The 13776-nt window shown below is 67.1% G+C and carries 12 protein-coding genes, 1 tRNA gene and 1 pseudogene; 6 read left to right on the forward strand and 8 right to left on the reverse strand.

Annotated features, from left to right (window positions below; genetic code table 11):
- Positions 1-21: 21 nt before the first annotated feature.
- The 5 genes from M3330_RS11375 (at position 22) to M3330_RS11395 (ending at position 5600) form a co-directional block, all read left to right on the forward strand.
- The gene (locus M3330_RS11375; RefSeq protein WP_024102578.1) at positions 22-909 is read left to right on the forward strand and encodes an ABC transporter permease; all 888 of its coding nucleotides are present in this window, start codon (positions 22-24) and stop codon (positions 907-909) included.
- Positions 885-1607: an ABC transporter ATP-binding protein gene (locus tag M3330_RS11380; RefSeq protein WP_019290435.1), complete on the forward strand. Its 723-nt coding sequence runs from the start codon at positions 885-887 to the stop codon at positions 1605-1607. Before M3330_RS11375 ends, M3330_RS11380 begins: the two co-directional genes overlap by 25 nt.
- Before the next feature lie 123 nt (positions 1608-1730).
- Entirely contained in the window at positions 1731-2447 is a 717-nt protein-coding gene (locus tag M3330_RS11385) for an SOS response-associated peptidase (RefSeq protein WP_019290436.1), read from the forward strand.
- 67 nt (positions 2448-2514) lie between these two features.
- A complete protein-coding gene (locus M3330_RS11390; protein WP_255028758.1) occupies positions 2515-3774 on the forward strand; it encodes a glycosyltransferase 87 family protein in 1260 nt (419 codons plus the stop codon).
- Positions 3775-3938: 164 nt separating this feature from the next.
- Positions 3939-5600 (forward strand): catalase, encoded by a 1662-nt coding sequence (locus tag M3330_RS11395; RefSeq protein WP_255028759.1) that lies wholly within the window; start codon positions 3939-3941, stop codon positions 5598-5600.
- 74 nt (positions 5601-5674) lie between these two features.
- Here the strand turns inward: M3330_RS11395 and M3330_RS11400 are convergent, their stop codons facing one another.
- The 8 genes and pseudogenes from M3330_RS11400 to M3330_RS11435 form a co-directional block, all read right to left on the reverse strand.
- Positions 5675-6673, reverse strand: a complete 999-nt coding sequence (locus tag M3330_RS11400) for an MDR family oxidoreductase (protein ID WP_019290439.1) — start codon at positions 6671-6673, stop codon at positions 5675-5677.
- A gap of 45 nt (positions 6674-6718) precedes the next feature.
- Positions 6719-9001 carry a cation-translocating P-type ATPase gene (locus M3330_RS11405; RefSeq protein WP_200359132.1) on the reverse strand — a complete coding sequence of 761 codons (2283 nt, stop codon included), beginning with the start codon at positions 8999-9001 and terminating at the stop codon, positions 6719-6721.
- A 26-nt stretch (positions 9002-9027) separates the two neighbouring features.
- Positions 9028-10005, reverse strand: a complete 978-nt coding sequence (locus M3330_RS11410; protein ID WP_255028760.1) for a hypothetical protein — start codon at positions 10003-10005, stop codon at positions 9028-9030.
- On the reverse strand, positions 10002-10208 hold the full coding sequence (locus M3330_RS11415; protein WP_016691112.1) for a heavy-metal-associated domain-containing protein: 207 nt from the start codon (positions 10206-10208) through the stop codon (positions 10002-10004). Before M3330_RS11415 ends, M3330_RS11410 begins: the two co-directional genes overlap by 4 nt.
- A gap of 40 nt (positions 10209-10248) precedes the next feature.
- The gene (locus M3330_RS11420) at positions 10249-10596 is read right to left on the reverse strand and encodes a metal-sensitive transcriptional regulator (RefSeq protein ID WP_006553308.1); all 348 of its coding nucleotides are present in this window, start codon (positions 10594-10596) and stop codon (positions 10249-10251) included.
- A gap of 247 nt (positions 10597-10843) precedes the next feature.
- Positions 10844-11049: pseudogene (locus M3330_RS11425) on the reverse strand (hypothetical protein).
- A 185-nt stretch (positions 11050-11234) separates the two neighbouring features.
- Positions 11235-11939: a methyltransferase domain-containing protein gene (locus M3330_RS11430; RefSeq protein WP_255028761.1), complete on the reverse strand. Its 705-nt coding sequence runs from the start codon at positions 11937-11939 to the stop codon at positions 11235-11237.
- A 129-nt stretch (positions 11940-12068) separates the two neighbouring features.
- Positions 12069-12151, reverse strand: a tRNA-Leu gene (locus tag M3330_RS11435).
- 202 nt (positions 12152-12353) lie between these two features.
- Here M3330_RS11435 and M3330_RS11440 point away from each other — a divergent pair.
- Entirely contained in the window at positions 12354-13676 is a 1323-nt protein-coding gene (locus tag M3330_RS11440) for a DUF3662 and FHA domain-containing protein (RefSeq protein WP_217579338.1), read from the forward strand.
- Positions 13677-13776 lie beyond the last annotated feature (100 nt).

Genomic DNA, 13776 nt, shown 5'->3' on the forward strand with positions numbered 1-13776 from the left:
ACCGACGAAAGGACTGGAGCCATGAGCGTCTCCGTCGAACCCCGGCGTTTCGGCAGTGGCCTGGCCGGTGACGCCGACACCGACCAGAAGCCCGACTCCGGCGCGACGGCCGACCTGTCGCCGCGCACGACCCGCAGCCGCCTCGCTCCCGGCAAGCCGATCAAGTTCGGCCTGGCGATCGGCCCGGCGCTGTTGCTGGTGGCATGGATCGTCACCTCGGCCACCGGGGTACTCGATCCGAAGACCCTCTCGGCGCCGTGGACGGTCGTCACCACCGCATGGGAACTGATCGGCGACGGGCGACTGCAGTCGAACCTGTGGACCTCCGTCCAGCGCGCCCTGATCGGCGGGGTCATCGGCGTCGTCCTCGGACTGGTGCTCGCACTGGCCGCCGGCCTGTCGCGCATCGGTGAGGCGCTGATCGACGGACCGGTGCAGATCAAGCGCTCCATCCCCACCCTGGCGTTGATGCCGCTGGCGATCCTGTGGTTCGGCATCGGCGAGGAGATGAAGATCCTGCTCATCGCCCTGTCGGTCTTCGTCCCCGTCTACATCAACACCTACTCGGCGCTGCGCGGCATCGACGCCCGCTACGTCGAACTGGCCGAGACGCTGGATCTGTCCCGCGCCCAGTTCGTCCGGCGCATCGCCCTGCCGGGGGCGCTGCCCGGTTTCTTCACCGGCCTGCGCCTGGCGGTGACCATCTCGTGGCTGGCCCTGGTGGTCGTCGAGCAGGTCAACGCTTCGAGCGGTATCGGCTACCTGATGTACCAGGCCCGCAATTACGGCATGACCGAGATCATCATCGTCGGACTGGTGGTCTACGCGATCCTCGGATTCGGCAGCGACCTGCTGGTCCGTGCGGCAGAGAGGAAGGCGCTGGCATGGCGCAGGACGATCGGCAACTGACCGTACGCACCCGGGGACTGAGCCGCGGCTTCGACGGACGTGCGGTGCTGAACAACATCGACCTCGAGATCGCCCCCGGCGAGTTCGTGGCACTGCTCGGCCGCAGCGGCTCGGGCAAGAGCACCCTGTTGCGTGCCCTGGCCGAACTCGACCACGGCGTGCCCGGTTCTGGCACCCTCGAGGTGCCGCAGAAGCGGGCGGTGGTCTTCCAGGACTCGCGACTGCTGCCCTGGGCGCGGGTGCTCGACAACGTGATCCTCGGCCTCGACGGCGACGACGCCGCCGAGCGCGGCCGCACGGCCCTGGCGGAGGTCGGGCTCGCCGGACGCGAGAAGGCCTGGCCCACCGAGCTGTCCGGGGGTGAACAGCAGCGGGTGTCGCTGGCGCGGTCGCTCGTGCGCGAACCCGAACTGTTGCTCGCCGACGAACCGTTCGGTGCCCTCGACGCACTGACGAAGATCAGGATGCACGGACTGCTGCAGGAACTGTGCGCCAAGCACCGGCCCGCGGTCCTGCTCGTCACCCACGACGTGGACGAGGCTATCGCTCTCGCCGACCGCGTGCTCGTGCTCGACCACGGCTCGTTCGCCGTCGAACTGACCATCGACCTGCCGCATCCGCGAGCCGATCACGTCGTCGAGATCGCGGAGTACCGCCGCACCCTGCTCGAGGCACTGGGGGTCGAGGTCGCCGTCTGAGCGATCCACGCTGTCTCCGATGGAGCGACCCCCCGCTCCGTCTCCGTCCGAGCGATCCGCTCCGGAGCGATCGATGAGAGAGAATCGAATCGTCGCTCCGAAGTCGCCGACGGGAGATGCATCGTGTGTGGACGCTATGCCAGCACCAGTACCCGTGGGGATCTGCTCGCGGCCTACGACGCCGTCGAGGCAGTGGGTGAGGAACTGCCCCCGTCGTACAACATCGCCCCCACCCAGCGCGTGAACGTCGTGCTCGAGCGGGCGCCACGCGAGGACCCGGATGCCGAGCCGATCCGCATCGTGTCCTCGCAGATCAAGTGGGGGCTCGTGCCGTTCTGGGCGAAGGACCCGAAGATCGGGTCGCGGATGATCAACGCCCGGTCCGAGACCATCACCCAGAAGCCGGCCTTCAAGGCGGCCGCGGCGAAGCGGCGGTGCGTGCTGCCGGCCGACGGATACTACGAGTGGATGAAGGGTGAGGACGGGAAGAAGATCCCGTTCTTCCTGCACGCGGACGGGCCGATCTCGATGGCCGGGCTCTACGAGCTGTGGCCGGACCCGGAGCTGCCGGAGGACCATCCCGACCGCTGGTTGTGGACGTGCACCGTGCTGACCCGTCCGGCGACCGACGCCGCCGGGCACATCCACGAACGGTCGCCGGTGATCCTGCCCGACACCTTCGTCGATCCGTGGCTCGATCCCGACCTGAAGAACCGCGACGACGTCGACGCCCTGCTGAATTCGATTCCCGAACCGACCCTCGAACCGTACGAGGTGAGCACGGCGGTCAATTCGCCGCGGAACAACAACCCCGACCTGCTGCGTCCTGTCGATTCGTGATATTTCGGCCGTATGGCGTTCCCCACGTCGGACCGGAACGAATATCGGAATTGACTAAAGTTGCCGGGTGCGACAATCACGGCTGACTCCGACCGGTTCGACGACGCCTCCGTTCCTCACCGGATCTCGCGGTACCGCCGTCGCGGTGATCGCGTCGCTCGTCTCCGCGGGTGTGCTCATCGCGATCCTCGTCAGAAGCGAACTCATCGACTTCCTGGTCTACCGGATGGGCGCGCGGGTCCTGCTCGACGGCGCCGACATCTACGGGCAGATGCCTCCGGTGACCGATGACTTCGCGTTGCCGTTCACCTACCCGCCGCTGTCGGCGATGCTCTTCGCTCCCCTGGCGCTGATCCCCGTGACGTTCGGCAAGATCGTCTTCACCCTCGTCTCGGTCGCCGCGCTCGTCGTCACCCTGCGGGTCGTGCTGGACCGGCTCCGTCCGGACTTCGAGGCGCGGACGGCGTGGATCGTCACCGCGGTCGCGGTCGCCGGAGCACTGTTGCTCGAACCCGTGCGTGAGACGATCTCGTTCGGGCAGATCAACCTCGTCCTGATGGCGCTCGTCGCCCTCGACGTCCTGGTGAAGACCCCGAAGTGGCCGCGCGGAATGCTGATCGGACTGGCCGCCGCCGTCAAGCTCACGCCCATCGCGTTCCTGCTGCTGTTCCTGCTGCGGCGCGACCGGCGGACCAGTGCCATCATCATCGCGTCGACCTTCGGGTTCACCGCCCTCGCATTCGCCGTGATGCCCGCGACCTCCGCGAAGTACTGGCTGGACACCCTGCCCGACACCGGCCGGATCGGCGCGGCGTACTTCGCCACCAACCAGTCCTTCAAGGCCGTGATCTCCCGCTTCGGGCCGCCCGAACTCATGGCTTCCGTGCTGTGGCTGCTGGCCGTCGCGGTGATGCTGCTGGTCGCGGTGGTGGCCATCCGCCGTGCCCTCGAGCAGGGCGATCTCGTGCTCGCCCTGTTCGCGAACGCGACGGCCGTGCTGCTGGCGTCGCCGGTGTCGTGGTCGCACCACTGGGTGTGGGTCGCGCCGGCACTGCTGGCCCTCGCACTAGCGGCGGGGCGCGCAACCGATGCGCAGAGACTCACTGCGATCGCCGTCGGCGTCGCGCTCGTTTTCCTGATCGGCCCGCACCACCTGTTCCCCACGGGAGGCGATCTCGAACTCGGCTGGGCCGCATGGCAGCACCTGCTCGGCACGCTCTACGTCACGGCCGGATTCGGATTCCTGCTCTGGCTCGCCTTCGGTCGGCGGACCGATCCGGACTCCGCCTCACCGAAACAACTGCCGAACGCGGAGACCGCGAGTTGATCGTGTAGACGGTGCGCCGGTTGTCGGGCATCCGGGTTGTTGTTCGCGAAAGGCCGACGAGAACCCGGAAAGAACGTAATAGTGAGAGGATGTCGCCCCCGCACAGGACGGTCGACAACTCGATTACGAGAAAGCCCATCAACTGCATCCGAGGGGAGAACACCGTGACCGATGTTTCGTCGCAGGGCCCGGCCCGGAGAGACGACCGACGTGTGTTGACGAACCGCCAGGGCCATCCCGTATACGACAACCAGAATCAGAGGACGGTGGGCCCACGCGGACCCGCGACGCTGGAGAACTATCAGTTCCTCGAAAAGATCAGCCATTTCGATCGAGAACGCATTCCGGAAAGAGTGGTGCACGCGCGCGGTTTCGTCGCCTACGGATATTTCGAAGCCACCGGGAAATGGGGCGATGAACCCATCACGAACTACACGCGCGCGAAACTCTTCGCCGAGCCGGGGAAGCGGACCGACGTCGCCATCCGGCTCTCCACGGTCATCGGTGGACGCGACTCGTCGGAAACCGCCCGCGATCCGCGAGGTTTCGCGGTCAAGTTCTACACCGAGGACGGTAACTGGGATCTTGTCGGAAACAACCTCGCGGTCTTCTTCATTCGCGACGCGATCAAGTTCCCCGACGTCATCCATTCGCTGAAGCCCGACCCCGTCACTTTCCGGCAGGAACCCGCACGCATCTTCGACTTCATGTCGCAGACCCCCGAAGCAATGCACATGCTGGTGAATCTGTTCAGTCCCCGGGGCATTCCGGCCAACTACCGGACTCAGCAGGGCTTCGGGGTCAACACCTACAAGTGGGTCAACGCCGAGGGCGTGACACACCTCGTGAAATACCATTGGATTCCGAAGATCGGTGTCAAGAGCCTGACCGAGGAGGACGCGGCGGCCATTCAGGCGCACGATCTCGGGCATGCCAGCAAGGACATGTACGAGGCCATCGAGCGCGGTGACCATCCCGAATGGGAACTGCGCGTACAGATGATGAGCGACGACGACCATCCGGAGTTGAACTTCGACCCCCTGGACGACACGAAGGTCTGGCCGGAGAACGAATTCCCCGCCATGCCGGTCGGCAGGATGGTGATCGACCGCAACGTCGAGAACCACTTCCTCGAGAACGAACAGATCTCCTTCGGCACCGGCGTCCTCGTCGACGGACTCGACTTTTCCGACGACAAGATGCTCGTAGGACGCACGTTCTCCTATTCCGACACGCAGCGTTACCGGGTGGGTCCCAATTACCTGCAACTTCCGGTCAACTCGGCGAAGAACGCCCACGTGGCCACCAATCAGCAGGGCGGACCGATGGCATACGGCGTCGACGATGTCGGCGACAACCCGCACGTGAACTACGAACCGTCCATCACCGGCGGTCTGCGCGAGGCCGAGTTCCCGACCCACGACGAGCAGGGGCCGGAGATCCGGGGTCGTCTCACGCGCAAACGTATTCCGCGTACCAACGACTACGAGCAGGCCGGTCAGCGCTACCAGCTCATGGAGCAGTGGGAGAAGGACGACCTGGTGAAGAACCTCGTCGACGGTATCGGTCAGGCCGTCCGCGACGTGCAGGAGCGGATGGTGTGGCACTTCTTCATGTGCGACGACGAGCTCGGACAACGCGTCGGCGACGGACTCGGTATCAGTGCCGACGACGTACGGGATCTACCTCCGTTGCAGAGCCAGACCCTCGACGAGGACGAACTGCAACGCGCAGCGAATCTCGGCAAGAACGGTCCCCGTGATGTGACCGGATTACAGATGACGCATTGCGTGCCCAACGAGCGCGAGGTCCACGCGTCCTCGTAGCGTCCGTCCGTCTCGGCCCGGTGGGCAGTCACTTGTCGAAGTGGCTGCCCACCGGTCGTTCTCCGGAACCGTTCTCAGGCGGTGACGTCGACGACCACCCGGCCGCGCACCTTGCCCGCGAGGATCTCCTCGGCGAGTCGTGGGACGTCCGAGAGCGGTTCGACCCGCGACAGCGAATCCAGGGTGCTCGCAGGCAGATCGCGGGCGAGACGATCCCATGCCGACCGGCGCAGCGGAGCCGGCGCCATCACCGAGTCGACGCCCAGCAAGGCGACGCCGCGCAGGATGTGCGGCATCACCGTGGCATCGGGCATCGACGGCGACTCCGTGAGACCGCACGCGGCGACGGCACCGCCGTAGCGGATCTGCGACAGTACGTTCACGAGCGTCGAACCGCCCACCGCGTCCACCGCGGCATCCCAGCGTTCCTTGCCCAGGGGCCGGCCCTTGCCCTGCAGTTCGGCGCGGTCGACGAACGACGACGCACCGAGTTCGCTCAGGAAGTCGTGGGTCTCGGGACGGCCGGTCGCGGCGACGACCGTGTGTCCCGCGGCAGCGGCGAGGGCGACGGCGATCGACCCGACGCCACCGGCCGCGCCGGTGACGAGCAGTTCCGCGTCCGATGCGATCCCGTACCGCTCGAGCGCGTCGAGGCACAGGGCGGACGTGTAGCCGGCGGTGCCGATGGCCATGGCGTCGCGGGTGGAGAAGGCGTCGGGGATGCGCACGAGCCATTCGGGCTTCACACGCTGGCGCCGGGTGTACCCGCCAGACTGGGTCTCGGACAGACCCCAGCCGTTGACGACGACGCGGTCGCCGGGCTTCCAGTCGGGATTGCTGCTCTCGAGGACGGTCCCGGCGAGATCGGCGCCGGCGACCAGCGGGGTGCGTCGCGCCATCTTCTGCGGTCCCGCGACCACGAGACCATCCTTGTAGTTCAGCGAGGAGTACTCGACCTCGACGAGGACGTCGTGGTCGGGAAGGTCGGTGTCGGTCAGTTCGCGGAACTGTGCCACCTGGCCGTCGTCGGTGTCGTCGACGACCAGGGCACGGAAGGAGGACTGCTGTGTCATGGATCCGATCCTGACAGGCCGTCCTCCTCCCTGCAGCCGAAGCGGTCAGGCCGCGTGTGCGCGGAACCGTCGCAGTCGCAGGCTGTTGGAGACCACGAAGACCGACGAGAACGCCATCGCGGCACCGGCGAGCATCGGGTTCAGCAGGCCCGCGGCCGCCAGCGGCAGTGCCGCGACGTTGTATGCGAACGCCCAGAACAGGTTGCCCTTGATCGTCGTCAGCGTCCGGCGCGACAACCGGATGGCGTCGACCGCGACCATGAGGTCGCCGCGGACCAACGTCAGGTCGCTCGCCTCGATCGCGACGTCGGTGCCCGTGCCCATCGCCAGGCCCAGGTCGGCGCGGGCGAGCGCCGCGGCGTCGTTGACACCGTCGCCGACCATCGCGACCACCGCGCCTTCGCGCTGGAGTCGCTCGACCACGTCGACCTTGTCGGTGGGCAGCACGTCGGCGATCACGTCGGCCTCGTCGATGCCGACCTCGGCCGCCACGGTGTGCGCGACGGAGGCGTTGTCGCCGGTGAGCAGGATCGGACGCAGGCCGAGTTCCCGCAGTTCGGCGACGGCCTTCGCGGAGGTCGGCTTGACTGCGTCCGCCACGACGACGATGCCGCGGGCCTTTCCGTTCCAGCCGACGGCGATGGCCGTGCCACCGGACTTCTGGGCCTGCTCGAACGCCTGCTGCAGCTTCTCGGAGAGGTGCTGCGACCAGTCGGCCAGCAGCTTCGGGCGTCCCACCAGCACCGCGCGGCTGGTGTCGCCCTCGACGAGCACTCCCTGGACACCGAGACCCTCGACGTTCGTGAAGTCCTCGACCTGGGGCAGGCCGCCGAACCTGTCCGCAGCAGCATCGCTGACGGCACGTGCGATCGGGTGTTCCGACGCCGACTCGAGTGCCCCGGCGTACCGCAGCACCTCGTCGGCGTTCTCACCGTCGTCGGCGACGACCTCGCGCAGGGTCATCCGGCCGGTGGTGACCGTGCCGGTCTTGTCGAGGACCACGGTGTCGACCGAGCGGGTCGATTCGAGGACCTCGGGGCCCTTGATGAGGATGCCGAGCTGAGCGCCGCGACCGGTACCGACCATCAGCGCGGTCGGGGTGGCCAGGCCGAGAGCGCAGGGGCAGGCGATGATCAGCACGGCGACCGCCGCGGTGAAGGCCGCCGCGGGCCCGTTGCCGGTGCCGAGCCAGAAACCGAGGGTGCCGGCCGCGATCAGCAGGACGATCGGCACGAAGATGCCGGAGATCCGGTCGGCCAGACGCTGCACCTGGGCCTTGCCGTTCTGGGCGTCCTCCACCAGCTTCGCCATCTGCGCGAGCTGGGTGTCGGAGCCCACGCGGGTCGCGCGCACCACAAGTCGTCCACCCACGTCGACCGTGCCGCCCACGACACTGTCGCCCACACCGACCTCGACGGGAACGGACTCACCGGTCAGCATCGACGCGTCGACCGCCGACGTGCCCCGTTCGATCACACCGTCGGTGGCGATCTTCTCGCCCGGGCGCACGACGAACAGATCTCCGACCGCCAACTGCTCCAACGGAATTCGGGTCTCGGTGGTCCCGTCCGGTCCGAGGACCGCGACGTCCTTGGCTCCGAGTTCGAGCAGGGCACGCAAGGCGGCGCCGGCACGTCGCTTCGACCGTTGCTCGAAGTAGCGCCCGGCGAGGATGAACGTCGTGACACCGGCCGCGGCCTCGAGATAGATGTTGCCGCTGCCGTCGCCCCGCGCGATGGTGAACTCGAACGGGTGGACCATCCCCGGTTCACCCGCCGTGCCCCAGAACAGGGCGTAGACCGACCACCCTAGGGCGGCAAGGGTTCCCAGCGACACGAGCGTGTCCATGGTGGACGTGCCATGACGCAGGTTGATCCACGCCGCCCGGTGGAACGGCCACGCACCCCACACCACGACCGGCGCGGCGAGGGTGAGCGAAAGCCACTGCCAGTTGGTGAACTGCAGGGCCGGGATCATCGCCATCGCGATCACCGGCACCGTCAGGATCGCCGAAACGACGAGCCGGTGACGAAGCGGCGCAACGGGATCGGATTCGGGCACGTCACCGGTCCGGCCGGTCGCCTGCGCGGACGGCGGCGGCAGTGCGGCGCCGTAGCCGGCCTGCTCGACGACCGTGACGAGATCCTCGGGTGTCACGTCGTCGGGGTAGCTGACCTTCGCCTTCTCCGTGGCGTAGTTGACGGTCGCGGTGACGCCGTCGAGCTTGTTGAGCTTGCGCTCGATGCGATTGGCGCAGGATGCGCAGGTCATGCCGGTGATGGCGAGCTCGATCGATTCGGCGGCGACCGGCTGACTCTGCGTGGTCATGTGCGTCTCCTCGGAAGAATGGGCCGTCAGCGGCCGGAATGGCTGTGGTCACCGTGTGCGCCGGACCCCGGCTGCACCTCGCCGGTGCCTCCGGCGGTGAGGGTGAAGGCCGCGGTGCGAACCACTCCGTCGTGCTGGAAGTCGAGATAGAGGTGATAGGTGCCGGCACTCGGGACGGAGGTGTGGAAGACGACCTCGGGACCGGGTCGTGTGGTGCCGTCGCCGGGTGTCCCGTCCGGGTGGACGTGGAGATAGGCGAGGTCGCCGCCGCGCAGTGCCACCAGGTGTCCGTAGGCACCGAGATAGGGCTGCAGGTCGGTGAGCGGCCGTCCGTCCTTGCTCACGGTGAGGGTGAGCATCGCGTCACCACCCGACGACAGGTCGCCGTCGAGGGTGACCTCGTAGCCGTCGACGGTCGCGGTGCGGTTATCGGCTTCCTTTGGGGAAGGGACGAATTCGCCCGCCACCGCGAGGTCGGTGCCCAGCGTGAGCGCCTCTCCCCCGGTGGGAGTGAAGTCGGTGAAGACCCGCCACGTGCCGGGCGTGAGGTCGACGTCGACGGACCAGATGCCGGTGTTCTCGTCGAGCACGGGATGGACGTGCTGGAAACCGGTGAAGTCGCGGCGCACGGCGATCAGGTGCAGCTCTTTGTCGTGGGTGACGTCGAAGTCGGTCACCGGCGCGCCGTCGGGACCGTGGATCGCGAATGTCAGGTTCCTGTCCTCACCCGACTCGAGATTCTTCTCGGCGAGCGCGAGGGTATAACCGTTCCGATACGTCATCAGACCTCCCGGGATGTCTTCCACAGCAGGTGTTTCCGCGGCAGGTGTTTCCGCGGCACTGCCGGTGGCGGTGTCTTCACCGTGACCGGCGTCGTGGGCGCTCACGGCCGGATCCTCGGTCTGCTCTTCCACCGGGCCGACGGTCGCGCCGACGAGCAGCGCGATACCGAAAACTGCGGCTACGGCGGCGACGAAGCCGGTGAGCTTGGCCGGGGTGTTCATGCGAGGCTGTAACCGGCCTCCTCGACGGCGGCCGCGACGGCGGCATCGTCGAGGGACTCGGCGCTCGTGACGGTGACGGCACCGGTGGCAAGATCGACCTCGACGTTCTCGACGCCCGGGATCTCCTGGACCTCTTCGGTGACCGACGCGACGCAGTGCTGGCAGGTCATGCCGGTGACGGTGTAGGTGCTGGTCTGGCTCATGGGAACTCCTCGGATACGGGTCGTGAACGGGTCGGGACGATCAGGAGCGGACGAGTCGCGCAATGGCGTCGCTGGCTTCCTTCAACTTGAGGTCGGCTTCGTCGCCGCCGGCGCGCACGGCACCGGCCACGCAATGCGCCATGTGTTCGTCGAGCAGACCGAGCGCGACGGCTTCGAGGGCCTTCTTCATCGCCGCGATCTGCGTGAGGATGTCGATGCAGTACTTCTCTTCCTCGACCATCCGCTGCAGGCCGCGGGCCTGCCCCTCGATGCGACGCAGTCGCTTGAGGTAGTCGGCCTTGGTGTTGTTGGCGATATAGCTGTGCTGATGCGCGTCGTCGTGGGCGACGGCATCGGCGTGCACCGTCTCGCTCGGGGTATTCGGCATCGGAGTCGTCCTTGTCGCGTCGGTCGTCCTGCCGGATACCATACCCCCCTAGGGTATGTACGGCAACCGACCGGATGCTTAGACTATTTGCGCAGGTAGAGGCGCATGACACCGCGATGGACACAAGAGTCGGCCCCGCATTCCTCGAGAATGCGGGGCCGATCCGAAGAGGTTCCGCAGGCCGGTGGACGAGACGCCCGAGCGCCTCACGAGGCGGTCGAGCGCCTCGTCGATTCGTCGCGGGACGTCACGGCACGTGCATCATCTTCCCGGCGAGGGTGAACAGCCGGCGGGAGAGCCGGATGACAGGGATACCCAGTGGGATCAGCAGGATCGTCACGCACAACACCGCACCCAGGAGCATCACCACGGCGGCGACGATCCCCAGAACGGTGCCGAGCAGGGCGGTGAGAAGTCGAGCACGACATTCAGTAGGCCACTCAGAGCACGCATGACGACCTCCTACCCCCATCTCCCATTGTGCGCCGGTCTCGCGCTGTATCTCACCGGACCGCAACTCGCCGGCGCGCACGGCAATCGACGGACACGAGTACCCACCGGAGTGCCGGTACCGCGGAGTTGGTCGAGTGAGTAGCCGGATCGGGAAGGGCGCGGCCACCTTGCGCCCTTCCTTTCGCTCAGGGAAACCCGGTGCGGCGGCACACCAGCATGTGGTGGGCGCCCTTCTGGAATCGGTAGTCGACCTCCACGACCTCACCGTCGATGCCGTGTTCCCGGAGATCGGTGAGCAGTTCGTCCAGGTAGGGGTAGAGGACCGAGGTTCCGGACTCCACGAGCGGGAAGATGCGCAGTTCGTCCCGGGCGACACGCATCAGTTCCCGGATCGCGTCGAGGTGGAAGGTGCGGTCGAGTCGGTCGGCGTAGCTGAACAGCAGGTGCGAACTGAGCACGAGATCGAATGCCGCATCGGGGAACGGCAGAGACGGCAACCACCCGGCGACATATCGGTGCGGATGCCGACGGATGTCCTCGGCGAAATCCCGGACCGCCTGCCGCCGCACCCGTGCGTGTTCGTCGGGGTCGGCGAAGAACGTCCAGTCGTAGTTCTCGGCGTGGTCCCGGATGTACCGGTTCCCGCGCTCGGCCTCAGCAGCGGCAACGACGGTGAGGTGCTCAGCGTCGGAGTCGGAGTAGGCCGTGTCGCAGGCCGTCACGTCACCACCGAGGCGGTTCACCACGGCGGTGAAGCCCGCCGCGCCGGCCGGGCAGTCCAGGATCCTCCGCGACAGATCGTCGTCGGAGAGGTCGAACATCGACCGGTACTCGTCCAGGGAGCGCGAGCTGATGAGGATCGCGCCGATATCTGCCGTGTTGGGAGTCACCGGGCCATCACCGCCCCAGTAAAGCACGGCCGAAAAGGCATCGGATCGGGGCCGGACAAACGAAAACGAGGTCACGATCTCCGAAGAGTTCGTGACCTCGTCCGTCGCAGTTCGTGGAACTGCACACTGTGGGCGAAGGGGGACTTGAACCCCCACGTCCCGAAGGACACTGGCACCTGAAGCCAGCGCGTCTGCCATTCCGCCACTCGCCCGAGCAACGCCGAAAACAGTAACACACACCGGAGCCGAACAACTATTCGCCTGGTCAGAGGGCCGCGAACACTTCCGGCTCGATCGCCGAGCACATCCGGGCGAGACGTGCCGCATACCGCAGGGTCGAATCCGGGGAAAAGTGGATACCATGCAGTGACGAGATCTGCATTGCGACACGCTGAGTACGGAAAGGGGGTCGCCATGGGCATCGCCCAGCGCTTCGAGCGCAAACTCCAGGCCGCGATCGGCGACGCTTTCGCCCGCGTGTTCGGCGGCGGCGTCGTGCCCCAGGAAGTCGAGGCGGCGCTGCAGCAGGAGGCAACGGACGGCGTCCGACAGCTCGATCGGGGCCACATGCTCGCCCCCAATCACTACGTCATCACGATCAGCGAAACCGATCACGACGCCCTCGCAGCGGATCGGGACTTGACTGTGAAGGCATTCTCCCGTCACCTTGAGGACTTCATCCGAGAACAGGGATGGCAGACATACGGTGAGATCCAAGTCGTCTTCGAGTCGTCGTCGGCACTGCACACCGGGCAGTTCCGGACTCGCGGCTCGGTAGATCCCGATGCGGGGCGCTCAGCGACGCGTGCTCCGTCACCGCGGAACCCGCAGAACCGCCCACCCGTGACCTCTGAACCAGGAGCTGGCCCAATGACGCAGAACCCCGGCTACGACCCCAGCCGTGACCCCGCCGAGGCGGAACCGCAGTACGCACGCAACGGTCACGCGCACGTCGGCCAGGAGCAGCGCTACAACCAGGGCTACGGCAACGCCGGCTACGACCAGGCTCCCGGCGGTTACGACCAGCAGGGCGGTTACGACCAGCAGGGCGGTTACGACCAGCAGGCGTACGGCCAGGCCTACAGCGAGCAGGACTACCAGCAGGGCGGCTACGACCAGGGTGGCTACGACCAGCAGGCCTACGGCGCTCGAGGCGCCCAACCGCAGGCGTACGGCCAGGACTACCCGCAGCAGGGCGGGTACGACCAGCAGGCGTACGGCCAGCAGGGTTACGCACAGCCCGGTTACGACCAGGCCTACCAGGACCAGGGCTACCAGCAGGGCGGCTACGACCAGCAGGCCTACGGCCAGCAGAGCTACGCACAGCCGGGTTACGACCAGCAGTACGGCGCGCAGCAGGGCGGTTACGACCAGGGCTACGCCGCCGCGGCCCCCGGCTACGACCAGGGTTACCAGCAGGCCGGCTACCAGTCCCCCGCCGCCGGTCGGGTGCTGACCGCGACGCTCCAGCTCGAGGACGGCAGCGGCCGCTACTACCAGCTCCGCGAGGGCAGCAACATCATCGGCCGCGGCCAGGACGCACAGTTCCGCTTGCCCGACACCGGCGTCTCGCGTCGCCACATCGACATCCGCTGGGACGGTCAGGTCGCGATGCTCTCCGATCTCGGGTCGACGAACGGCACGACGGTCAACGGCGCCTCGGTGCAGGACTGGCAGCTCGCCGATGGTGACGTGATTCGCGCCGGGCACTCCGAAATCCTCGTGCGCATCCTCTGATCAGCCGGTATCGAAGGACCCACCGGACCCGTTCATACCGTCCGACGCGTGTGACAGCGCGTCGGACGCTGCATGGAGTCGTCCGGTGTCCGTATTGTGA

Source organism: Rhodococcus sp. GA1, from assembly GCF_024321955.1.
Classification (GTDB): Bacteria; Actinomycetota; Actinomycetes; order Mycobacteriales; family Mycobacteriaceae; genus Rhodococcus; species Rhodococcus pyridinivorans.